This is a genomic window from Vibrio sp. 1288 (genome assembly GCF_033344475.1).
In genome coordinates this window covers 182,778-206,736 of record NZ_JAWPOX010000002.1, presented here as the reverse complement: position 1 = coordinate 206,736, position 23,959 = coordinate 182,778, and the positions used below count along the sequence as shown (strand labels likewise).

The 23,959-nt window shown below is 44.7% G+C and carries 21 protein-coding genes; 7 read left to right on the top strand and 14 right to left on the bottom strand.

Translation table 11 applies throughout. The features are described from left to right. Window position 1 precedes the first annotated feature (1 nt). From R8O11_RS02485 to nrfB, 10 genes are all read right to left on the bottom strand, one after another. A complete protein-coding gene (locus tag R8O11_RS02485; RefSeq protein WP_033905648.1) occupies window positions 2-1,384 on the bottom strand; it encodes a di-heme oxidoredictase family protein in 1,383 nt (460 codons plus the stop codon). Window positions 1,385-1,476: 92 nt separating this feature from the next. After that, window positions 1,477-2,739 (bottom strand): imelysin family protein, encoded by a 1,263-nt coding sequence (locus R8O11_RS02480; protein WP_033905649.1) that lies wholly within the window; start codon window positions 2,737-2,739, stop codon window positions 1,477-1,479. Window positions 2,740-2,914: 175 nt separating this feature from the next. After that, window positions 2,915-3,511 carry a GTP cyclohydrolase II gene (locus tag R8O11_RS02475; RefSeq protein WP_025767283.1) on the bottom strand — a complete coding sequence of 199 codons (597 nt, stop codon included), beginning with the start codon at window positions 3,509-3,511 and terminating at the stop codon, window positions 2,915-2,917. 271 nt (window positions 3,512-3,782) lie between these two features. Beyond that, on the bottom strand, window positions 3,783-3,959 hold the full coding sequence (locus R8O11_RS02470) for a hypothetical protein (RefSeq protein WP_033905773.1): 177 nt from the start codon (window positions 3,957-3,959) through the stop codon (window positions 3,783-3,785). Window positions 3,960-4,104: 145 nt separating this feature from the next. After that, on the bottom strand, window positions 4,105-4,515 hold the full coding sequence (gene nrfF / locus R8O11_RS02465) for a heme lyase NrfEFG subunit NrfF (RefSeq protein WP_033905650.1): 411 nt from the start codon (window positions 4,513-4,515) through the stop codon (window positions 4,105-4,107). Beyond that, a complete protein-coding gene (locus tag R8O11_RS02460; RefSeq protein ID WP_318193884.1) occupies window positions 4,502-5,035 on the bottom strand; it encodes a DsbE family thiol:disulfide interchange protein in 534 nt (177 codons plus the stop codon). The genes nrfF and R8O11_RS02460 overlap by 14 nt, the downstream gene beginning before the upstream one ends. Further along, entirely contained in the window at window positions 5,013-6,920 is a 1,908-nt protein-coding gene (locus tag R8O11_RS02455) for a heme lyase CcmF/NrfE family subunit (RefSeq protein ID WP_033905652.1), read from the bottom strand. The genes R8O11_RS02460 and R8O11_RS02455 overlap by 23 nt, the downstream gene beginning before the upstream one ends. 9 nt (window positions 6,921-6,929) lie before the next feature. Further along, window positions 6,930-7,901, bottom strand: a complete 972-nt coding sequence (gene nrfD / locus R8O11_RS02450; protein WP_033905653.1) for a cytochrome c nitrite reductase subunit NrfD — start codon at window positions 7,899-7,901, stop codon at window positions 6,930-6,932. After that, complete coding sequence (nrfC, locus tag R8O11_RS02445) at window positions 7,898-8,584, bottom strand: cytochrome c nitrite reductase Fe-S protein (RefSeq protein WP_033905654.1); 687 nt, start codon at window positions 8,582-8,584, stop codon at window positions 7,898-7,900. Before nrfC ends, nrfD begins: the two co-directional genes overlap by 4 nt. A gap of 1 nt (window position 8,585) precedes the next feature. Continuing rightward, window positions 8,586-9,188: a cytochrome c nitrite reductase pentaheme subunit gene (nrfB, locus tag R8O11_RS02440; protein WP_033905656.1), complete on the bottom strand. Its 603-nt coding sequence runs from the start codon at window positions 9,186-9,188 to the stop codon at window positions 8,586-8,588. A 450-nt stretch (window positions 9,189-9,638) separates the two neighbouring features. Between nrfB and nrfA the strand changes: the two genes are divergently transcribed. Then, on the top strand, window positions 9,639-11,066 hold the full coding sequence (gene nrfA, locus R8O11_RS02435) for an ammonia-forming nitrite reductase cytochrome c552 subunit (RefSeq protein ID WP_318193883.1): 1,428 nt from the start codon (window positions 9,639-9,641) through the stop codon (window positions 11,064-11,066). Window positions 11,067-11,195: 129 nt separating this feature from the next. Here nrfA and R8O11_RS02430 read toward each other — a convergent pair whose 3' ends face one another. From R8O11_RS02430 to gyrA, 3 genes are all read right to left on the bottom strand, one after another. Then, complete coding sequence (locus tag R8O11_RS02430; protein ID WP_318193882.1) at window positions 11,196-11,750, bottom strand: hypothetical protein; 555 nt, start codon at window positions 11,748-11,750, stop codon at window positions 11,196-11,198. A gap of 42 nt (window positions 11,751-11,792) precedes the next feature. Beyond that, on the bottom strand, window positions 11,793-12,416 hold the full coding sequence (locus R8O11_RS02425) for a tetratricopeptide repeat protein (protein ID WP_042522844.1): 624 nt from the start codon (window positions 12,414-12,416) through the stop codon (window positions 11,793-11,795). 123 nt (window positions 12,417-12,539) lie between these two features. Then, window positions 12,540-15,260 (bottom strand): DNA topoisomerase (ATP-hydrolyzing) subunit A, encoded by a 2,721-nt coding sequence (gene gyrA, locus R8O11_RS02420; RefSeq protein WP_054574746.1) that lies wholly within the window; start codon window positions 15,258-15,260, stop codon window positions 12,540-12,542. Between the two features lie 475 nt (window positions 15,261-15,735). On the opposite strand from gyrA, the gene ubiG reads away from it, so the two are divergent. The 4 genes from ubiG (at window position 15,736) to yfaE (ending at window position 20,725) form a co-directional block, all read left to right on the top strand. Continuing rightward, on the top strand, window positions 15,736-16,443 hold the full coding sequence (gene ubiG / locus R8O11_RS02415) for a bifunctional 2-polyprenyl-6-hydroxyphenol methylase/3-demethylubiquinol 3-O-methyltransferase UbiG (RefSeq protein WP_017636129.1): 708 nt from the start codon (window positions 15,736-15,738) through the stop codon (window positions 16,441-16,443). A gap of 501 nt (window positions 16,444-16,944) precedes the next feature. Further along, complete coding sequence (nrdA, locus tag R8O11_RS02410; RefSeq protein WP_005376819.1) at window positions 16,945-19,227, top strand: class 1a ribonucleoside-diphosphate reductase subunit alpha; 2,283 nt, start codon at window positions 16,945-16,947, stop codon at window positions 19,225-19,227. Window positions 19,228-19,310: 83 nt separating this feature from the next. Next, the gene (nrdB, locus tag R8O11_RS02405; RefSeq protein ID WP_005376818.1) at window positions 19,311-20,444 is read left to right on the top strand and encodes a class Ia ribonucleoside-diphosphate reductase subunit beta; all 1,134 of its coding nucleotides are present in this window, start codon (window positions 19,311-19,313) and stop codon (window positions 20,442-20,444) included. Further along, entirely contained in the window at window positions 20,444-20,725 is a 282-nt protein-coding gene (gene yfaE, locus R8O11_RS02400) for a class I ribonucleotide reductase maintenance protein YfaE (protein ID WP_005376817.1), read from the top strand. The genes nrdB and yfaE overlap by 1 nt, the downstream gene beginning before the upstream one ends. A gap of 97 nt (window positions 20,726-20,822) precedes the next feature. On the opposite strand, the gene R8O11_RS02395 is transcribed toward yfaE, so the two are convergent. Beyond that, on the bottom strand, window positions 20,823-22,055 hold the full coding sequence (locus R8O11_RS02395) for a CinA family nicotinamide mononucleotide deamidase-related protein (RefSeq protein WP_258659025.1): 1,233 nt from the start codon (window positions 22,053-22,055) through the stop codon (window positions 20,823-20,825). Between the two features lie 191 nt (window positions 22,056-22,246). Between R8O11_RS02395 and R8O11_RS02390 the strand changes: the two genes are divergently transcribed. Together R8O11_RS02390 and R8O11_RS02385 are read left to right on the top strand one after the other, a co-directional pair. Continuing rightward, a complete protein-coding gene (locus tag R8O11_RS02390; RefSeq protein ID WP_005376815.1) occupies window positions 22,247-23,149 on the top strand; it encodes a DUF3943 domain-containing protein in 903 nt (300 codons plus the stop codon). Window positions 23,150-23,370: 221 nt separating this feature from the next. Next, the gene (locus R8O11_RS02385) at window positions 23,371-23,883 is read left to right on the top strand and encodes a glycine cleavage system protein R (RefSeq protein WP_005376814.1); all 513 of its coding nucleotides are present in this window, start codon (window positions 23,371-23,373) and stop codon (window positions 23,881-23,883) included. The last annotated feature ends 76 nt before the right edge of the window (window positions 23,884-23,959 follow it).

Genomic DNA, 23,959 nt, shown 5'->3' with positions numbered 1-23,959 from the left:
CTTATAGAGAGTTCAGAAACGCAATGAGAGCATCACGTTCTTTTTTGTTCAGAGCTAAAACATTTTGTTTCGCCGTTTCAGCTTCGCCGCCGTGCCACAACACCGCTTCCATCAGGTTACGAGCTCGACCATCATGTAAGAAGTAAGTATGTCCGTTTACTTCTTCGGTATAACCAATACCCCATAGAGGTGCCGTTCGCCATTCACGGCCGTTTGCTAAGTATTCCGGACGGTTATCGGCTAAGCCTTCACCCATGTCATGCAAAAGCATGTCGGTGTATGGGTGGATAAGCTGCTCAGAAAGCGCTGGTAACTCTGGTCGTTTCGCCGTTTTGACACTGGTTTTATGGCAGCTTTCACAACCAGACGTAGCAAAGATTTGCTGACCAAGTTTCACGTTAGGGTCATTGACATTACGGCGAATAGGTACAGCTAAGTGCTGGCTGTAAAACTCAACGAAATCGAGAATATTTTCACTCACTTCTGGTTTGCCGCCATTTGGCATGTCGTCACAAATGCTTTGTTTCGAGGTACAGTTTTCATATGGGAATAAATGGCTCGTAAGACCCACATCACCATTAAATGCTGCTGCATTTTGCTGCATTAGCGTCGGTTGTCCTGCTTTCCAGCCAAAACGACCAATCGAGAAATTGTCCCTCTCAATATCCCACACTTTATTTACTTTGCCTGAGATACCGTCTTTGTCGGCATCTTGTTCATCAGCCCAAGCAAGTAGCGTTTCGTCGGGAATACTCTCTAACAAACCAAGGCCGATCATTGGCGGTGCCACGCGTGCTGAGAACTCGGTATCAGGGTGCATATCGCCGTAACCCAGATCGGTAATGTTCAAATGAGGTTTTCTTAGCGTCACCGTCGTACCGTCTTTAAATTTCACTGGGACATCGGTGTAAGTGATTTCGATTTTGCCTTCTGGCGTTTGATCTTGCAGAGCGAAATCTTGAAGCTGACCACCATAAGTCGGCTCAGGTATGCCACCGTCTTTGATGTAGGCTTTCTTTTGTTCTGGCGTCATCGCAGGAATGCTTAAGCGCACTAACATAGACACGGCATGTAAATCATCTTTCTCTGGCGGATGACCACGACCGTCTTTGATGTGACAGTTCTGACAACCATTGGTGTTAAAAAGCGGACCTAGGCCATCACGAGCGTCTGTTGACGCTGGCGCTTGTACCCAAGGGTTGCGGAAAAAGCTGTTACCCACACTAAAATCTAGGCGTTTGCTCATCGGCAGGTTGGCAGCAGGAAGAGAATAGGCATTCGCGCCATCTTTTTTAACACTGGTTTTGCCACCAGACTTAACATCGTAAGCCATGGCAGAAGAAGAAAGGATCGCGGCTAGCGCAGAAATTAGGTATGGCTTCATATCATTGCTCTACATAGACAACAAGGGTGATAACAACGAGCTCAAACGGCAAAAGGGCTCAAAAAGAGCCCTTATTTATTATGGTTTTCTTATTAAAACTCGTGGTCAGCAGTATCAGGGCTTAGGCTGTCGATGCCGACAATGTTTGCCGCTCGCTCAATCGCACCAGTTTGCGCTACCAACGACATGATGGTGTCGTTTACCAGCGCGTTGCCTTGTGCGTTACCCGCCGCAATAAGTTGGTCAAAATGCTGGTTATTCTTCTCTGCAGAAGTCACTAGCTCACCAACTTGGCTAAGTGTTGTATCAAACTGCTTTTGAATGTCGGTCGCGGCTTTCTTATCTTTTTGAGCAACAAGATCAGCAATACTTGGACCAGATAGCTCTTTGCCGTTTACACCTTTGTATGTACCTGTGTAAACGTTGTAGATGCCTTGCTCGTTGTAGTAGTGAGAATTATGCGTGTTGTCTGAGAAACAATCGTGCTCGTCTTCAGTTGAGTTCGCTTCTAGTGCCACTTTCATACGCTCACCCGCTAGCTCACCTAGAGAAAGAGAACCCATGCCGAATAGCATCTTACGTAGACCATTGTCCGCTGAGTCGTTCAGTAGCTCTTCACGGTAGTTACCTTTTACTTCAGCAGACCACTGCTTTTCCATCCACTCAAGGTCTTGAACCAGTAGATCAGCGGCTGCTTTTAGGTACTCTCCACGACGCTCACAATGGCCATTCGTACACTCAGAACCGACAACGAAATCAGTGTAAGCACGTTGACCTGCACCCGCGTTAGTGCCGTTTAGGTCTTGACCCCAAAGCAAGAATTCAATCGCGTGGTAACCTGATGCAACGTTTGCCTCAGAACCGCCTACTTCGTTTAGATCCGCTAGCAATTCTGGAGTGATTTTTGAAACGTCCAGTTTAGAAGCACCGATCTGTAGGCTAGTGTTCGCGATGATGTTGGCAGCCGCGCCCTCGTTACCCAATTCGTATTGGTAATCAGCTGCTACGTAGTCAATCAGACCTTCATCAAGTGGCCATGCGTTCAGCTGACCTTCCCAATCGTCAACAATCGCGTTACCAAAACGGAAAACTTCAGACTGTTGGTAAGGCACGCGAGAATCTAGCCAAGCTTGTTTTACTTCTTCAAGCTTTTTCGCTGATGGTGATTTTAGAAATTCGTCGATTTTTACATCAAGCGCTTTCGCTGTTGTTACTGAATCAACAAACACAGCATGGGCAACGTCCGCGTAATGTTCGACTACTTGTTGTTTAGTTACTGTGGCAGCAACGGTAGAACCACTGGCAATGAGGAGTGATGCAGCAATAGATTGGACTAAAACTTTTTTTGCATTCATCTGAAGGATCCTTGTTGAGCTTTTCAATTATCGTATTGGTAGTGCTAATTATTCTTATTTGCACTTTAGTCTCAAGATAATACAAATTTACAATTTATTTGCAACTCCAGATACAAAAAAACCTCATAAAAATGAGGTTTTTTCACAGACTTTATTATCAGTTTTATCTTTAGGATTAAACCTTTAGGTCATGTTTTCCGTGAGAGACTTTTGCCTTCAGATAATTTTCGTTGCCATCTTTGATATGTGCAGAGGTATTGACAACCTCGCCAATTTCAATTCCGTACTCAGATAACTCACGAATTTTCTTAGGATTGTTCGTCACGAGGCGGATCTTATTCACGCCTAAAGCTTCTAGCATTTGTGCTGCTTCTGTGAAATCACGCAGGTCATCATCAAAGCCCAAATGGTTGTTAGCTTCGTACGTGTTCATGCCCTGGCTTTGTAAGCGGTATGCATCGATCTTATTGTACAAACCAATACCACGACCTTCCTGACGGAGATACAAGATGATACCACCGGACTCGCCCATGCGATTGATCGTCTCTTCTAGTTGCTCACCACAGTCACAGCGTGAAGAGTGGAACACATCGCCTGTCAAACACTCAGAGTGCATACGAACTAAAGGCATGTCCTGAGTTTGGTCCGCTTGTTTAAAGATAATAGCAACATGCTCTTTGTCTGTCTTCAGACCATGGAAAGACAGAATTTCGGCATCAATGTTACTTTTTGCCCCGACTTTAAAATCTACTCTGGCACGTACTTCCGCCATATCTATACTCACTCGATTTATTGCTTGATGCGCTTGATGCGTTTTCGTTATTGCATTCATGGGATTTACTCGTTGCTCTTCAACTATGGGGACTGATACCGCATTTTGCAATATAGAGATCACAATTGAGGGCAGTTATCCACTCAAGATAGCAAAAGAGAAACACTCTCCAACTGAACAATTGTTATATTATAACAATTTAAAAAAACTACAATAAAAAACCCCAGACAAATTTTGTCTGGGGTTTCAAGAAGGTCGTTTGGTCTATCTTTTAATGGGTCTGACTGCGCTTCCAAACGGCGAGTTCAATCCAAACTGCTGCGAGTTCTTGGATTTCCTCGTCGGTCAACACGGCGAGCGTTGAAGTAACTTGAGGCAGGTTCGGTGATTGCAATGCACGAATCTGCGAATAGAAGTCTTTTTTAAGTTGTAATATAACTGAATCCACTGCGTGCACCTATTCGTTCTTTTATTACTTATCCAGCTCAAAATTTTTATTTTCTTTATACTGGAAACTTCATAAATTCGGAAAAATGATAACATTCTGCTTGTTAAGTGCACAATTTATTTTTAATAGTGGAATAACGGTCACATTAATTACGCTTCACCATTCGGATCGAATATAAGACAAAAAAGATCAAAAATAGCACAGGAAAGATCCACAACAGCGCCGTGGAATAATTTAATGGTGGTTGATACAGAACAATATTCCCATAACGAGCAACTAGATAGTCCTTTATTTCTTGATCTGAGCTGCCTTCATTGGCCATCGTATACACTTTCAACCTCAGGTCTTTAGCCGCTTGTGCATTAGACTCGACAAGGTTTTGGTTTTGACACTGCGGGCAGCGTAATGTCTTGGCTAACGAGGTTGCGCGCTGTTGCACTTCAACAGAATGAAACTCAAACAGATCAACATTCTGCTCTAAATCCGCACTTCTCGTGAAAGGGGAAAATAGTGTAAATAGGATTAATGTGAGGAGAAGATTATTAAATCGAAACATTCAAATATCCTGAAAATATATCGTTCCATTTATCTGCCGTTAACTCTCCACGATATTTGATCAATATACGACCATTTGGATCAATCAAGTAAGTTTCTGGTGTTCCTATAACGCCTAGCTCCACAGCGAGCTTTCCATTAGGGTCACTTATTACTTCAATATATGGGTTTCGTTTAGAGCTCAAATATTCACGAGCGGCTTGTTTTTGATCTCTATAATTCAGCCCAATAATAGGCACACCGAGTTCTGCTAACTGCAATAATTCTTCATGCTCTCGTTTGCATACTCCGCACCAAGATGCCCAAACATTCAATAATTTATATCCGTCGCCTTTGAACAACTGCTCAGAAACCATGTCATCAGAGATCAGAGAAGTAGAGCGAAAATTAGGTGTCTCTAAATTTCGTTGTGGGGACAATTCAACATGCGGTCGCTCAGACAAAGCCACCGCAGTTACTACTGCAAACACGGCAACAGCCACAACGAGACCTGCGAGTTTAAGCGTATTTCTCGATCGCATTGATAGCCTCTCTCCTTTTCTTTAGGCCTGTTAATAGCGCACCAAACACAGCTAGTAGCCCGCCAGACCATATCCACCAAATACCTGCGCGGTACTGAACTTTAATCGCATAAGCATGAGTATCGACTTTATCACCCAATGTCACGTAATAATCGCCATGCCATAGTGAACGAATCGCAGGCTCGGTCATATTCATCACTCGCACAGGGTAATGACGCTTTTGCGGGTTGAAATTGAGCATGCGGCCATCTTCCAAGTGTAAGGTGATCTGTCCTTGTTCCGCAGTGTAGTTTGGCCCCACCAGCCATTCGATACCATGATAATCGATAGTGATCCCCGCCCTTTGCTGAGAACTGCCGGATTCGACACGTAAATTGTGTTCATATGAGTAGTGACTGTTGAATACAGCTCCACTCACCGCCAGCGCAAAACCGATATGTGCCATCACGATTGGCATGAGTTTGCGCTTATTGGAACAACGAAACAGCATAACGAGATGCGCCGCAATCACCCAAGTAGCCAACGTTATGGTTAGCAATACTTCGAAATGCAGTGCGTGCACTAAGAAGATAAACCCGATCCCAGAGACAAGAGATAACGCAATACTGATCGCAATATCAGCGCTTACACTCGGCACTGTGCCTTTTGTCCATTTCAGCAGCGGCATGAAAGCTAAGGCAATCAGAGCCAGTATGCTTAATGGAAAGGTCAAACTATTAAAGTAAGGTGCGCCAACCGAAATGTTCCCTAAGCCGAGCAGTTGATAAACCATCGGATAAAAAGTGCCAAGAAAAACGATGGCAGTCGCAATAACCAGCAGACCTTTGGCGATATAAGCAGTGTAAGCTCGGCTCGCTAGAGATTGAAGTTTGAAGCGAGGGAGTTGTTCTCCTCGCAAAATCAGTACGCCAAAAGTGATGATGACAAGCAAGCTCAATACACCAAGCAGCACCAAACCTTTAGTTGGGTCCACCGCAAAAGCGTGCACTGAAGTCAGCACGCCAGAGCGCACCACGAATGTCCCTAAAATGCTTAGGCAGAACGTGGTAAACGCCAGTGCATAGGAGCTCCAAATTGCGCCTCTGATACGTGTTGCGACAACACCGCTGTGCAACAAAGCAGTACCCGTAAGCCAAGGCAGTAAAGAAGCGTTCTCCACAGGGTCCCAAAACCACCAGCCGCCCCACCCTAGCTCATTGTACGCCCACCATGATCCCACCAAGATACCTAATGTAAGCGTTCCCCATGCAAAAAACGCTGCGCTACGAGCGACCACATACCAATCGCTCATCGGTTGTTTACCCAATAGCGCCGCTAATGCAAAAGCTAATATTGCTGCGTAACCGACATAACCGAGATAAAGCAATGGTGGATGAATGATAAGCCCAACATCTTGCAGCATTGGATTTAGATCTCGCCCTTCCGACGCCAATACTTGGGCATATTCGAACGGGTTAGAGGTCATTAACGTGAACCAAGCAAATGTTGCAATAAGAACGTTCATGATTCCTAAACAGTCACAAGTATATTGGGCGTTGAGCGGTGACTTAAATGCAATAAACGACGCCCATAAACTCAGGGTGACGACCCAAAACAACATGGAGCCTTGGTGCCCGCCCCAAGCGGCAGCAATCTTGAATGCTACGGGAAGTTGACTGTTGGAATGCGTAACAACATATTCCAACGCGAAGTTGTCTTGCACGAAGCAGACTATCAGAAGTGCTAAACAAATGAAGGAAGCTAAGCTAATGATGTGGGACATCGCGACTTGATGCGGCAATGTCGCCTTCTTACTCATAGCACGACGTAGCCAATGCAGCAACGATGCACAAGTCGATGTTACAGCCACCAATATCAGTAAGAAGAACCCTAGCTCAGCTTCCATTTATCCCCCTTACACTACGGTCATTTGACCGGCATAGAGAATGAAAGTACGCAGCATAAGTACGCCAACCAAGCTCAACATCGTGACCACAAAAACGTAACTGCCTTTGTGGCGCACTTCAGAAGGCGTCAACCAATTGAGAGTCAAAGGCGTAATCATGCCGATGAACACTACCCCAACCCAGAACCATTGAGCCCAGAATCCACTCGAAATTGCATTCCAAGCCGCGACTTCGTTCTGACCACCGCTGAAGATCAATCCAGTAAAGAAGGTCACTAAGACAAACAACTCAAACAACACTACTGGGCGTTCAAATCCGTGCACCCAAGATACACTTGGGCTGCTGGTCGACTCTTTAAACACCAAGATGCCGAACATCAAGCATGCCGCTGCGCCCGAGGACAAACTAGAGAACAGGAACAAGATTGGCAGTACTGGATTGTTTAGCATTGGATAAGTCTTCAACGCAGACAATAGAAAGCCAGTGTACGCTGCAAGTACGATGGCTAAGAAGCCCAAGAACAATTCAATGGCGTTGTTGGCTTTCCCCGCCTTAATCAAAATGCCATCGGCAAAATCCAGCAGTTTGCTTGGTAACTTCCCTTCACAGAAGCTGATGATTTGATGGCGGAAGATAACGCCAATCCAAACAAACAACACGATCATGTACACTTGGAACAAGATCACGCCCATCGACATCACAGACGTTGGGTTGTAGTAGATCATGATCTTCCAAAACTCTAAAGGCTTGGTTAAATGGAAAATCAAAATTACCAACCCAGCAATGATGCCAAATGGTGCGAGCCAAGCCATCGCTTTCATGATGCCGTTTTTTGCGGGATCACCTTCAATCACTTTGCGTTTTAAATAGATTGAAATCATCACCGTACCCGCTGACATCCCAGCAAGGAATAAGTAAATCGCGATGATCCAATCCCAGACTAACGAGTCAAAGTGGAATGCACTTTCGAAGCCGTTCATGATGACACCTCCCCTTTGCTATGCGGAATTTTGTACAGTTTAGGTTGCGTACCTAAATGCGATTTATCGCGATAGACAACATGGCTTTCGATAGCTTTGCTCACCTCGCTAGTTGGGTCATTCAAATCACCAAAGATGAGTGCTTTTGTTGGGCAAGATTCCACGCAAGCTGGCTGCTTACCTTGCGCTAGGTTGGTATCACGGCAGAAGTTACATTTATCCGCAGAGTGATCGGCTGGATTAAAGAAGCGCACTTGGTAAGGGCAAGCAGCAAGGCAATAACCACATCCGACACATTTCTCTTTGTGTACATCCACGATGCCTGTCGCTTCATCTTTGTATGCAGCGCCTGTTGGACAAACGTACACACATGGTGGGTTATCACAGTGCTGACAGGATTCGCGAGTAAACTGGTATTCCACATCTGGAAATTCGCCAATCGGTTCACTGCGATGAATTTTAAGTCGCGTTACGCCTTCAGGGACTTTATTTACTTCGCGACAAGCATCGGTACAAGCGGTACAGCCAATACAGGCATTTTCATCGTGAACCATACCCATGCGTTTCGCTTGTTCACTGTTGCTGGCATAAAGAGAGGAGCTAACAACGGAAGTGCCTGCAACGCCTGTAGTTAAAATCAACGCGCCGCTGCCGGCTAAAAAGTTTCTTCTCGAACATTTCATGCTATCTATCCTCTTCTTTGGCAAGTTCAGGTTCGACGGCAAATTCAGAGTGACAATCCACACACTGCTTGATCAGTTGTTTTCTGTCGTACGACAACGCTTTGGTTTTCGCTGCGTGTACATCGTGGCAATTTGAACAAGTGAGGTTTTTGGCGTGCACATCGTGCGTCCAGTGGCTTTCTCTCAGCTGTGTCGGTGCGTGGCAATCCACACATTGGCTGTTAGCTTTAAGAATCATGCTTGGATCAAGTAACACTTTGTCGTGTACCTCTTTCGATTGCGCGGCAGAAAACTTAATCACATCAGGCGCGCCTTCACGATGGTCGGGACCAATGTTGCTATGGCAATTGGTGCAATTAAGTTGCTTCCCTTGGCTGAGTAGAGCTTGCGGGTCATGCGAAAGGTTCAGAGTCTCTTTTGCATCCTTATGACATTGCAGACACTTGTAGTCACGGTCACGGATCAACTCGACTTGATGACGCTCAGCTTGAGCACCTTCAATCGGCTCTGAAGAAGTCGCATGGGCGGCGATGGAGAAACCATAGATGGCAAAGACGAAGAGAAGTTTCAGCATTGTCTCTATGGTCAATTTTATACTGCCCATATTGTTCTTTCCTTAGCTCGATAATAATTGATAACTATTCTCAATTATTTATTTGAGCGACAATTAATTTCCTCTGAAGATATTTTTTAGATCTTCAAATGACATCAATTCTTATTTCGGAAAGCCACAACGCTAAACCTATATTTATAATACCTCTATTATTCATAAGGGGTAGAAACGCCTGCTCAAAAAGCGAACTGAATCACCCTATTTTTAAAAAGGTTAAAAACCCAAAGCATTGCAGAACAATTACTTAACAACTACCACTTTAGAGGTATATAAATTCAAACATGACTGAGATCACTGGTGTAAATTGATCTAAAACAAGACAAGATTCACTCACTATTTCATCTATCCAATTAAGCAATATTATTAATCGTAGATCTCCAGTTCTTATTTGGAATAGCTCCTCACAACGCTGCTAATAAAAACGAATATGGAGATAACACTGTGAGCATAAAACACTGGATGAGCGCACCTATTGCGGTTGCGACCTTATTCGCCAGCCAATTATTTTTGGTTGACGCTCCGTTAGCGGCAGAAGAGAAGGATTTTATCGATCCTCGTAACGATGTCTTTGAACAGAACCACCCTGATCAATACCATTCTTGGAAAGCAACATCCGAAAGTGAGCACATTGAAGATGCTCTAAGTGAAGACCCAAACATGGTTATCCTGTGGGCAGGTTATGGCTTCGCGAAAGACTACAACAAAGCGCGCGGTCACTTTTACGCACTTGATGATGTTCGCCAAACCTTACGTACCGGCGCACCAACCGACGAGAAGTCCGGGCCTATGCCGATGGCGTGCTGGAGCTGTAAAAGCCCAGACGTTGCTCGCGTGATTGATGAACGTGGTGAAGACGGTTATTTCGAAGGTAAATGGGCACGCTTAGGCTCAGAAATCGTCAACCCTATCGGTTGTTCCGATTGCCACAACACAGGCTCTGAAGCCTTCAAGAAAGGCGAACCTGCGCTAGCACTGACTCGCCCATACGTCGAGCGTGCTTTTGATACTATTGGTAAAAACTTTGATGAACAGTCTCGCCTAGATAAGCAAGCATCGGTCTGCGCTCAATGTCACGTTGAATACTACTTCACCGGCCCAACTAAAGCGGTTAAATTCCCATGGGATATGGGCACCACCGTTAATGACATGGAGAAATACTACGACGCGTTGAATTTCAAAGATTGGACGCATGCCGTATCTAAAGCGCCGATGCTAAAAGCGCAACATCCAGGTTTCGAAACTTGGAGAGCGGGTATTCATGGTAAAAACAAAGTGGTGTGTGTGGACTGCCACATGCCTAAAGTGACCAAAGAAGACGGTACAGTCTACACAGACCACAAAGTGGGTAACCCGTTTGATCGTTTTGAAGACACCTGTGCGCAATGCCATACCCAAACTAAAGAGCAGCTACAAGGCATCGTCTTGACTCGCAAAGCGCAAGTACTGAACATGAAGCTAACCGCCGAGAAGCAAATCGTAGCGGCACACTTTGAAGCAGGCGCAGCGTGGAAAGCAGGTGCAACAGAAGCAGAGATGGAACCTATCCTACAAGATATTCGCCATGCACAATGGCGTTGGGACTACGCGATTGCTTCTCACGGTGTCCACATGCATGCTCCTGAGATAGCACTTGAAGTACTAGGTAGTGCAGTTGATCGCGCTGCTGACGCCCGTACCAAATTGGTTCGTTTACTGGCAACCAAAGGCATTACTGACTCTGTTCAAATTCCAGATATCTCGACCAAAGCGAAAGCACAACAAGCACTGGGCATGGATATGGAGAAAATGAACGCAGACAAGAAACACTTCCTAGAAACAGTAGCGCCAGACTGGGATAAAGCAGCGGCTGAACGCGAAGCCACGTATTAGTCTAACTGGCGGAGGTTAATTTATAGATACAACAAGGGGCGCACTGAACGCCCCTTTTTTTGTTTATTTGTTTCTTTGTTATCTTTATTTCTTCATCCCCGATTCTATCGAGAGACAAAATCGAATGTACTAGCGACGAGGAAGCCTAGGTCTAGGTTGAATATTTGGACGTGCTTTAGGCATCTGCACATTTGGACGAGCAACTGGGCGCTGGATCTTCGTTTCCGGTAATGCTTTTCTTTGTTGAACCTTTTCTTTCACCGCCTTGCCTTGTAAAGTCGCTGGTTCAATATGCTCCGGACGATTCTCCCATTGGGTTCGAATCTCTTGCTTTTGCTCGTCAGGCAGTGATTGCCAATGATCGTCAAGTTGGCGTTTCATGTTATCGATATTGGCGGACATATCGTCGTCTTTCCAATCTTCGACTTTGTCTTTGATGGATTGCTGTTGGTCTTCATCTAAACCATTCCACCACTCTTCCAGCTTCTCTTTGTATTCGTCGTCGTTGTCGCAACAACCCGGATAGTAATAAATCCAGTAGTCGTCATGATCGTACCACCAAGGATCATAGTAACCTGAAGAGTAATAAACCGAAGAGGAAGAGCCAGAATGATCGGAAGAGCTACAACCCGCCAGCACAGAGCCGCACAGCAAAACCAATATGCTTAGTGCTTTATTTTTCATTCGTTGCCCACCTTTCCCTCTATTGCTTGTTAAATTGTACGCTTACAACAGCTCTTTTGCTTTGTTAATAGAGTTAATGATTTTCACCCTATCTAAATTTGGATCATTAGAATCTAATAATAGTACCCAGGCATCAATCGCTTCCTGAAATCGGAATGACAGAAAATGATCATTTGCGATCAAAGACAAAGCGGCTTCATTGTGCGGTTCTATCTGCAAAGCTTGCTCCAAAAGCAAGCTAACTTCTTGCGTCATTGATTGCTGGTGAATGTAGTACAAGGTCGTCGCTTTTGCGGCAAGTTGCGTGGCACTGACTGGCTCAGTCAGCTGGATCGCGTAATCAAAACAAATCAGCGCGCCATCAAATTCCCCCTCTAGCAGGTAGCCCTGCCCGAGTTGGAACCACAATTCAGCGTTGTTCGGATCTTCACGCAACTGGTCTTGAATCTCTTTCATGATGTCACGAGCAGTCATCATTCGTGACATTTCCGCTTGTATTGGTTTAGGCGGAGTTTGATGCAGCAATAAGAAACTGGCACTCGTCACGACAAGTACTAACAGGCAAAAGCCAAACCATTGAGCAGGTTTAACTTTTGATGCACTCAGTGATAAGAGTACGATAAACAGCCCCATCAGAGTGATGGCAGCGAAAAACCAAACAGACATAACACGTCCTGTAAACAAAGATAACGTCAGTGTACGCATTTCTTACTTTAAATGCGTTGATACAGATACAAAAAAGCCGAGCAACTAAGGCTCGGCTTTTCATATCAGGATAACGATGTAAGATTACTCTTCGTTACCTTCCTCTGCATCATCAGCAGCTGGAGCTTCTGAAGCGTCTTGCTGCGTATTTTCGTCTGTTGACTCTAACGCTTCTGCATCTTCATCAGTAGGCAGCTCTTCATCATCAACTTCTTCAATACGTTGCAAACCAACAACTGATTCATCTTCCGCAGTACGGATAAGCGTTACACCTTGTGTGTTACGACCAACCTGGCTAACTTCACCCACACGAGTACGTACTAACGTGCCAGCGTCGGTGATCATCATCATTTCATCACCTTCAACAACCTGGATAGCACCAACTACCGGGCCATTTCGCTCAGAAACTTTGATAGAAACTACACCTTGAGTGCCACGACCTTTTGTCGGGTACTCGCTAAGTGCTGTACGTTTACCATAACCGTTTTCTGTAACCGTTAGGATGTCGCCTTCGTGCGAAGGAACAATAAGTGATACAACTTGGTCATTTTCAGCCAGTTTCATACCACGAACACCAGAGGCGGTACGACCCATAGGACGAACACCTTTAAACTTGATCTCTGGCTGACCATTCTCATCAAGAACTGGTTTACCATTTTCATCAAGTACTGGAATCTCTTCTGCTTCTTTAAAGCGAACCACTTTACCCGCTTTAGAGAACAGCATGATTTCGTTTTCGCCGTTAGTGATATCCACACCGATTAACGAATCGTCTTCACGTAGGTTCACAGCGATTAGGCCGTTTGAACGTACGTTTGCAAACTGGTTCAACGGCGTTTTCTTAACCGTACCGTCACCTGTTGCCATGAAGATGAATTTGTCTTCAGAGAATTCATCTACACGTAGAATCGCGGTAATGCGCTCACCTTCTTCGAGCGGAAGGATGTTCACAATTGGCTTACCACGCGCAGTACGGCTCGCTAGAGGCAATTGGTAAACTTTCAGGCGGTATGTCTTACCACGAGTAGAGAAACACAAGATGTTATCGTGGGTATTCGCCACTAGAAGACGCTCGATATGGTCTTCATCTTTCATCTTAGTCGCACTCTTACCTTTACCACCACGGCGCTGTGACTCGTAGTCGCTCAGTACTTGGTACTTAACGTAACCACCGTGAGATAGAGTAACCACAACGTCTTCACGTGCGATCAGCTCTTCCATGTCAATATCATGGCTCGCAGCTGTGATTTCTGTACGACGAGCGTCACCAAAGCCGTCACGAACCGCTTCAAGTTCTTCACGGATCACTTCCATCAAACGCTCAGTGCTCGCAAGGATATGCATGAGTTCAGCGATTTCTTCTAGAAGTGTTTTGTATTCGCCAAGAATCTTCTCGTGTTCTAGACCTGTTAGTTTATGTAAACGTAGATCTAGGATAGCTTGTGCTTGTTGCTCAGTCAGGAAGTACTGACCATCACGAATACCATATTCAGGCTCTAGCCATTCAGGGCGCGCAGCATCTGTACCAGCACGCTCTAGCATTGCTGAAACGTTGCCTAAATCCCAACCACGAGCGATAAGACCCGCTTTTGCTTCAGCCGGTGTAGGTGCCTTACGGATAAGCTCAATGATTTCATCAATGTTAGCAAGCGCTAGAGCTAAACCTTCAAGGATATGAGCACGTTCACGCGCTTTACGCAGTTCGAAGATAGTACGACGTGTCACAACTTCACGACGGTGATCAACGAAGCACTTCAACATATCTTTTAGGTTGAATAGCTGTGGCTGGCCATTGTTTAGGGCCACCATGTTGATACCGAAAGTGGTTTGCAGCTGAGTTTGAGCGTAAAGGTTGTTTAGAACTACTTCGCCCACAGCATCGCGCTTACACTCAATAACAATGCGCATACCGTCTTTATCTGACTCGTCGCGCAGTGCACTGATGCCTTCTACTTTCTTATCTTTAACTAGCTCAGCGATCTTTTCGATCAAGCGAGCTTTGTTCACCTGGTAAGGAATTTCAGTGACGATAATGGTCTCTTTACCATTCTTCTCCACTTCGATGTCCGCTTTCGAACGCATGTAGATTTTGCCACGACCTGTTTTGTACGCGTCTACAATGCCTTTACGACCGCTGATAAGCGCCGCCGTTGGGAAATCAGGACCAGGAATGTAATCCATTAGTTCATCAATAGTGATTTCTTCATTATTGATGTATGCAAGACAGCCATCAATCACTTCGCCAAGGTTATGAGGCGGGATGTTGGTTGCCATACCTACTGCGATACCAGAAGCACCGTTAACCAATAGGTTTGGAATTTTAGTTGGAAGAACCGCTGGGATCTGCTCAGTACCGTCGTAGTTTGGTACGTAGTCTACGGTTTCTTTATCTAGGTCAGCCAATAGTTCATGGGCAATTTTTGCCATTCGAACTTCGGTGTAACGCATTGCCGCAGCAGAGTCGCCATCGATCGAGCCAAAGTTACCTTGACCATCGACCAGCATGTAACGAAGCGAGAACGGCTGAGCCATACGTACGATTGTGTCGTACACAGCACTATCACCGTGTGGGTGATATTTACCGATTACGTCGCCGACAACACGGGCTGATTTTTTATATGGTTTGTTCCAATCGTTGCCTAGTACGTTCATCGCGAATAAAACGCGGCGGTGTACTGGTTTTAGGCCATCACGCACATCTGGAAGAGCACGACCCACGATGACTGACATCGCATAGTCTAGGTATGAACCTCTAAGCTCATCTTCAATGTTTACGGGCGTGATCTCTTTAGCTAAATCGCTCATAGAGCCATTATCCCTCTATTATCTGATCGTAATTACGATACGTGTAAGGTGCAAAAATATAACACACAATTCATCACTTCGGCATCACTTTCCCTCTCCTTTTATCAGGTTGTGAGCTTGGTTATGAATCAAATGTCGAGAATTTGCACACTCATCCCATATCTTTCTGATTAGTGGTTATATTTCGGTCAATATTGAGCAAAATCGGACCCTTTACGCGGAAAAGCGAGGTAAATTCCTTTAACCACACAACGCGAAAATGCAGGTTTTAGAGTTATTGTCACTGGCACCAGTTCAAGGATGAAGCAAAAACAATAGTTAGCGCTTTACAAATTACAGGCACCTGTCTCGATTGCCGCGCCAGTGAACTCTGTCATTGTCCCTTAACTAAGCACATCGAGGTTGTTTGGGTGTAAAACGTTGGAGTATACTGGCGCCCTCTAAAGGACTCAGATTGAATGCAATAAAACCAATTATGACTAAAGCACAAAACGTCGACCCAAGTGAAATTAAGAAATTCGAGGACATGGCTTCTCGATGGTGGGATTTAGAAGGCGAGTTTAAGCCGCTTCATCAAATTAACCCACTTCGTTTGAACTATGTACTTGAAAAAGCAAATGGCTTGTTTGGCAAGCGAACACTTGATGTCGGCTGTGGTGGTGGCATTCTTGCTGAAAGCATGGCAAAAGAAGGCGCTATTGTGACGGGGCTTGATATGGGTAAAGAACCATTAGAAGTCGCGCGACTACATGCATTAGAAACAGGCACTCAACTGACCTACATTCAGAGCACAATAGAAGACCACGCTATAGAAAACGCAGGAACTTACGATGTCGTGACTTGTATGGAGATGCTTGAACACGTTCCAGATCCTCTCTCCGTTATCCGCTCTTGTGCTGCGCTAGTCAAACCCGGTGGTCACGTGTTTTTCTCAACTTTGAACCGAAACATTAAGTCGTACTTATTTGCTATTGTCGGTGCTGAGAAGCTTCTTAAGATTGTTCCTGAAGGCACTCATGAGCACGATAAGTTTATCAAGCCAGCCGAAATGATGAAGATGATAGACCAAACTGACCTGACGGAAATGGGCATTACTGGGCTTCATTACAACCCTCTAAATGATAGCTACAAACTCGGTCGTAATGTAGATGTAAACTACATCGTTCATACTAAAAAATACTGAACGCTGTTGCGTTAAAAAATGTGTTTTGTGATTGACATTTTTTAAAGAAAATGAATCGGAAGCGGTAGCACAAAGTTGCCGCTTTTTTTGTCTTTTTATGGCTAAAATTCGTGCTCTAGATTCCATTTTGACCAAGCCATTTTTCGTAGATAAAAACGGCCAAAGATCAAGGAAAATATTTTTGCATGCGGTTATTTCTAAACCGATCTCGAAACCGTACTTTTAACCATTCAAGTCTGCCCTTTTCTCATCGGTTAGTGTTCACTTACTGATTTTTTTCATTTTGTCAGTTATCCACAAGTCATCCCCGATCTGTACCTTGATAAATCAGTGTAATAGCACTATCTTGTAACCCGCAAACAAATGAACCCCTATATGTTGTGTTTAAGCGACAATATATAGATAGACTTTGATCACAAAGCCGCCGCAAGCTTTACTCATATTGCACATAAACAAACAAAAATACGGCTTTTATCAGTTTTCTTAGGGAAATAAAGCAGAATGAACCAACAACTTACCGTCACCAAGCGTGATGGCCGTAAAGAAAGTATCGATCTGGATAAAATCCACCGCGTTATCACTTGGGCTGCAGAAGGTCTAGATAATGTTTCGGTTTCTCAAGTAGAACTTCGCGCTCACATCCAGTTTTACGACGGCATCACAACGACAGATATTCACGAGACAATCATCAAGTCTGCGGCAGACCTGATCTCTGAAGAGACTCCGGATTACCAATACCTAGCTGCTCGCCTAGCGGTATTCCATCTGCGTAAAAAAGCGTATGGCCAATACGAGCCACCAACGCTTTATGATCACGTGTCTCGCCTCGTCGATATGGGTAAGTACGATCAACATATTCTAGAAGACTACACGAAAGCAGAACTCGACGAACTTGATGCGTACCTCGACCATAAACGCGACCTAAACTTCTCATACGCGGCAGTTAAGCAGCTAGAGGGTAAGTACTTCGTACAGAACCGTGTTACGGGCCAAATTTACGAAAGTGCTCAGTTCTTATACATCCTTGTAGCAGCGTGCTTATTTGCGAAGTATCCAAAAGCGACGCGTCTTGATTACATCAAACGTTTCTACGATGCGACATCGACATTTAAGATTTCTCTACCTACGCCAATTATGTCTGGCGTGCGTACCCCTACTCGCCAGTTCAGCTCATGTGTTCTGATCGAGTGTGGCGACAGTCTTGATTCTATTAACGCAACAGCAAGCTCAATTGTTCGTTATGTATCTCAGCGCGCTGGTATTGGTATCAACGCAGGTCGTATCCGTGCATTAGGCTCAGAGATTCGCGGTGGTGAAGCATTCCACACTGGTTGTATTCCGTTCTACAAGTACTTCCAAACAGCAGTAAAATGTTGTTCACAAGGTGGTGTACGTGGTGGCGCAGCTACTGTGTTCTACCCAATGTGGCACGGTGAAGCACGCTCACTAATGGTACTTAAGAACAACCGTGGTGTTGAAGAAAACCGTGTTCGTCACATGGACTACGGTGTTCAGTTAAACAAACTGATGTACCAACGTTTAGTTGAAGGCGGCAATATTACGCTATTCTCACCATCTGATGTACCTGGTCTGTACGACGCATTCTTCGAAAACCAAGAAGAGTTTGAGCGTCTATACGTGAAGTACGAGAACGATCCTTCAATCAAGAAAGAAACGGTTAAAGCGATTGAAATGTTCACTCTGCTAATGCAAGAGCGTGCATCAACGGGTCGTATCTACATCCAGAACGTGGACCACTGTAATACTCACAGCCCATTTGATTCTGAAGTCGCTCCGGTTCGTCAGTCGAACCTATGTTTAGAAATCGCACTGCCAACGAAACCATTAACTAACGTTGAAGATGACTCAGGCGAGATCGCACTGTGTACGCTTTCTGCATTCAACTTAGGTGCTATCAAGTCTCTAGATGATTTCGAAGAGCTATCCGATCTTGTTGTTCGTGCGTTAGATGCACTGCTTGATTACCAAGATTACCCTCTACCAGCGGCATACAAATCGACTATGAACCGTCGTACGCTAGGTGTTGGTGTGATTAACTTTGCTTACTACTTAGCGAAGAATGGCGTGAAATACTCTGACGGTAGCGCGAACGGCCTAACTCACCGTACGTTCGAAGCAATGCAGTACTACCTATTGAAAGCATCTGTAGCACTGGCGAAAGAACAAGGTAAGTGTCCTTCATTCGACGAGACGAACTACGCGAAAGGCTTACTGCCGATTGATACGTATAAGAAAGATATCGACCTAATTTGTGACGAAGCGCTGCACTACGACTGGGACAGCCTACGTAAAGAAATTATGGAGCACGGCCTACGTAACTCAACACTGACTGCGCTAATGCCTTCTGAGACTTCTTCTCAGATTTCAAACGCAACTAACGGTATTGAGCCACCACGTGGTTACGTTTCAGTAAAAGCTTCGAAAGACGGTATCCTGAAGCAAGTTGTACCAGAGTTCACAGAACTTAAAGACAGCTATGAACTGCTTTGGAATATCGGTTCGAACGACGGTTATCTACACCTTGTGGGTATTATGCAGAAGTTTGTTGACCAAGCTATCTCTGCTAATACTAACTACGACCCGTCACGTTACGAGACTGGCAAGGTTCCAATGAAGAAACTACTTCAAGACCTGCTAACAGCGTATAAGTTTGGTGTGAAAACGCTTTACTACCACAACACTCGTGATGGCGCGAAAGATGAACAGAAAGACGCTGTTCAACCACAAGATGACGATTGTGCTGGCGGCGGTTGTAAGATTTAATCTTCCCGTACCTAGCGAACCCGTAAAGACAGACTATCGATAACCTCCCCCTTACGGGGAGGTTTAAAAGGAATTGAGGCATTATGGCTTACAGTACTTTTAACCAAAAAAAGAATGACCAATTGAAGGAACCAATGTTCCTAGGTCAATCAGTAAACGTTGCACGTTACGACCAACAAAAGTTTGAGATTTTCGAAAAACTTATCGAGAAACAACTTTCTTTCTTCTGGCGTCCAGAAGAAGTAGACGTATCTAGCGACCGTATCGATTACAACAAACTGCCAGATCACGAGAAGCACATCTTCATCTCTAACTTGAAGTACCAAACGCTTCTTGACTCTATCCAAGGCCGCAGCCCTAACGTGGCACTGCTGCCGCTTGTGTCTTTGCCAGAACTAGAGACTTGGATTGAGACTTGGTCTTTCTCTGAAACGATTCACTCTCGTTCTTACACACACATTATTCGTAACATCGTGAACGACCCTGCTGTAGTGTTTGATGATATCGTTGAGAACGAGCACATTCTGAAGCGTGCAAAAGACATCGCGCACTACTACGACGATTTGATTCAAGCGACGAATGATTACCATCGCTACGGTGAAGGTGAGCATGTCCTTAACGGTGAAACGGTTAAGGTTAGTCTGTACGATCTTAAGAAGAAGCTGTACATCTGTTTGATGTCTGTTAACGCATTAGAAGCTATTCGTTTTTACGTCAGTTTCGCATGTTCTTTCGCTTTCGCAGAACGCGAACTAATGGAAGGTAACGCGAAAATCATCAAGCTGATCGCTCGTGACGAAGCACTTCACTTAAACGGCACGCAGCACATGATCAACCTGCTACGTAACGGTCAAGATGACTTCACTTTCATGCAAATCGCAGAAGAGGCAAAACAGGACTGTTTTGACCTATTCAAAGAAGCGGCTGAGCAAGAAAAAGAGTGGGCAGAGTATCTATTCAAAGATGGCTCTATGATCGGTCTAAACAAAGACATCCTAAGCCAATACGTTGAATACATCACAAATATTCGTATGCAAGCGGTAGGTCTACCAGCAGCGTATCCAGAAGCAACAACCAACCCAATTCCATGGATTAACGCTTGGTTGTCTTCAGATAACGTTCAAGTTGCGCCTCAAGAAGCAGAAATCTCTTCTTACCTTGTGGGTCAAATTGACAATGAAGTTCGCGCAGATGACTTCGAAGGATTCGAGCTGTAATGGCAACACTCAAAATCAACAAACTGATCAGCATTGAATCCAACCCTTCCAATACGATTTTGGAAACAATGGAGCAAGCTGGCCTATTACCAGAATACAACTGCCGTGATGGGCACTGCGGCGCCTGTCGCTGCAAATTGGAGTCTGGTGAAGTGGAGTATGTTGGTTTTGCCATGGCTTACACACAAAGTGATGAAATATTACCTTGTATCTGTAAAGCAAAATCAGATTTGTCACTTAGCGGCGTTAACTACGCGATGAAAGAAAAGCAGCGCGCATAACGTTGACTCGACGGTATAAAATGCAAAAGCCAAGGTAATCACCTTGGCTTTTTTGTCTCTGTTTTTTTGTCTCTCAGGCTACTGTAGAGAGCTTTGGTTATAAAGCACTGCTCGGGAGGTGCATCTCTTTAACTTTCTCTAAAAATGCATAATGCGCAAACATCGGTTTACGTTCTAGGTAGCGACGCAACAAGTCTAGTGCTGCCGTACTGATCACTTTAACTTGATCATTTCGCTGATACTTTTTCGAGAGTTTATATAATGCTCCCCACTCGCCTGACGGTGTCGATAAAGCGACGGAAAAAACACCCTCTTCAATATGGCCAGTGACAAGTGATAAATCCGTCCCACACTTCTCTCGCGTAGCACCAGCCAGAGCAAACGTTTCTGCTAATGGATCTCCGCTGTTGCCCATCGCCTGAGTCAGACTCGGTAGTACCCAACCATGCCCTACTTGCTTTTCAGCGTTTTCATCACTGTTTAGCCAGTACGTTAAGTATCCCCTGCTACTTTTTTCGGAGATCGACACCGTTAGTCCTTTATCGACCAACAACTGGCCGACATTTTCAACCATAGGTAAGTCAATACTAACGGTATTACTCTCAAGGTGTTTATTAATTATCTGTACTAGTTTCAAACGCTGTTCAATCTGATCTGAAGGACCAAAAAGTTTCACTTCAATAAAAGGCAAGTAAGAGCGATACCCTAGCTCATAGCCTTGAGGAAGTTTTAGCTGATCTAGCTTATCTGAAATACCGGATTCAGATAGACCAAACGTGTAGATTCGACTACAACATGAACCTTGAACATCGGGAAACACTCTTCTCAGATCGGGAAGAATTTGCGTCTCTGCCATGAGCTTAAATTCACTTGGTACACCCGGTGTGAAATAAAAAATGGCATCATTAATCAGCATTTTGAAACCGCAAGCAGTGCCTATCGGGTTGTCCAATATCTCTGCCGCTTCTGGCAGCATTGCTTGCTTTAAATTACTGTCCGGCATAGGGATGCCACGTCGAGCATACAAACTTTCTAGATGCTGCAACCACTCTTTGAATAGCACCAGTTTACAATCGGCAGCTCTCGCGGCGGCGGCAGCACTCATGTCATCCGTTGTAGGGCCTAAACCACCATTAACAATAACCACATCGTTGTTAAAGCTGAGCATTAAAAACTCTTCAACCAAACTCGATAGGCTATCACCAACCGTTGAGCGCTTTGTTAAGCCAAATCCATGTTGATAAAACAGGCTAGACAACCATGCCGCATTAGTATCAACAATATCACCGTGGAGGACTTCCTCACCAGTACTAAGCATTGCTATTTTCACAACTGACTCCTGAACGTAAGCACAATCCTATTTTCGTTATAGCGCTTATTTTTCTTTTTATTTGGACAAATCTCGCCGAGGTTTGTTGGGACTAAATAAGGGTCAAGTGTTTAAATGATTGATGTTTTGAGGGATAATTACGAGCCCGAACATACACCATTAACTCGGAGACCTTTGTGTCAAAATCATCCATGTTCAAGACGACTCTAACAGGCCTTTGCTTGGCTTCGTCAGCGCTTGCGCACGCAAGTCACTATGACCTAAGCCGTCATACAGAGTTTTCTTACACACCTGATTGCTTGTCAGGTTACTGCGAAACGACGACTCTGTACACCTTCGAGGCTCAAAATCGCGGTGTTATGTATGAACAGAATAATGATGATTCGCTAAACCTTGACGCAGGGCTTCAGCCTAAACATCTCATCATCCCTCAAGATAAAGACTGGGATTATCTGATGGGGCAAACCTACACCATTCTGGGCCTCAGTATCGCGACCGTAGGCATGATGACTTTTCTTCCAGAAAGTATCACCAAATGGGACGAAGAAGACCGAGACATGAGTAAGTTGGGGCAAAAGTGGAAAGATAATGTCTCTGACGGCCCCGTTTGGGATCGCGATGAACATGTCCTCAACTACATCATGCACCCATATTTTGGCGGCGTTTACTACACGGCAGCACGTCACGCTGGCTATAATGAATTTCAGTCGTTTTTGTACTCCGCAACTATGTCGACGTTCTTTTGGGAGTATGGCGTAGAGGCGTTTGCAGAAGTACCGTCTTGGCAGGATATTTTTATTACACCGTTCTTTGGTGCTGTTGTTGGTGAAATGATGTTAACGGCTGAGCAAGACATTATTGCCAACGGCGGCGAAGTTATGGGCTCTGAAACCGCAGGTGATGTTTCGCTCTTCTTCTTAAACCCTGTTGGACATATTCATTATTGGGTAACTGATGCATGGGGCGGTAGTGCAGAACTACAATTCAATTCATCACCTTGGTTTGGAAACCAAGATGTTGCAAAATTCGCCATGGACGCAGGCGCAAACTACGACAGTCAATTTTATGGTGTCGAGTTAAAAGTAACCTTCTAATCCTAAGTTGATACTCGGTAAAAAGCAGCCTTACGATGGCTGCTTTTTTGTGCTCTGAACATTATTTTAATTATTTCCATCACGAATTAGTGTTAAAAATTGACTTTCATCAAACATTACCTGCCCTTAGCACCTACACTAAATAAAAGGATTTATTCCAATAACTTAAGTAGCACGTTTATTCGTACTGCGTCCAAACCTTGATTCCAGGAGGGGACATTATGAACACCGTATTTATTGTTAATTTTGTCGGACAAGCGTCACCCGCCACGATTAAAGAGCTCGCTGCAATCACACACGAAAACGGCGGGAAATGGCTGATCAGCAAAGTAAACTTTATCGAAGACCAAGTTGCAGGTGTCATCAAAGTGGAGCTTCCAAGAGAAAATGCCGACATCGTTAAACAGGCGTTCTCTTCTTGTCAGACTCTTGTTGTTAGGTTCGTCGACTCTGAGCCTCACTCATATCGTGAAGACACTATCTTCCAACTTCGTTTAGATGCCAACGATAGAGCGGGTATTGTGAATGAAATTACTCACGTTCTCGATAATCAAGGTATCTCAATTTTAGATATGGATTGTCAGCGTGTATTCATTGCTGGAGGCGGAGGGGTAAGCTCTAGCTTATTCAGCGCGAAAATGGCGATAAAACTACCTAGCGAGCTAGAAATTGAAGACATAGCCAATGAGTTAGAATCTCTGAGTGAAGACACTCGTGTAATTGTAGAAAGCTAACTGCATACCTTTAACGCTTCCCCAATAAAAAGAGCAGCAATTCAGCTGCTCTTTGTCGTTCTAATACTCAATACGT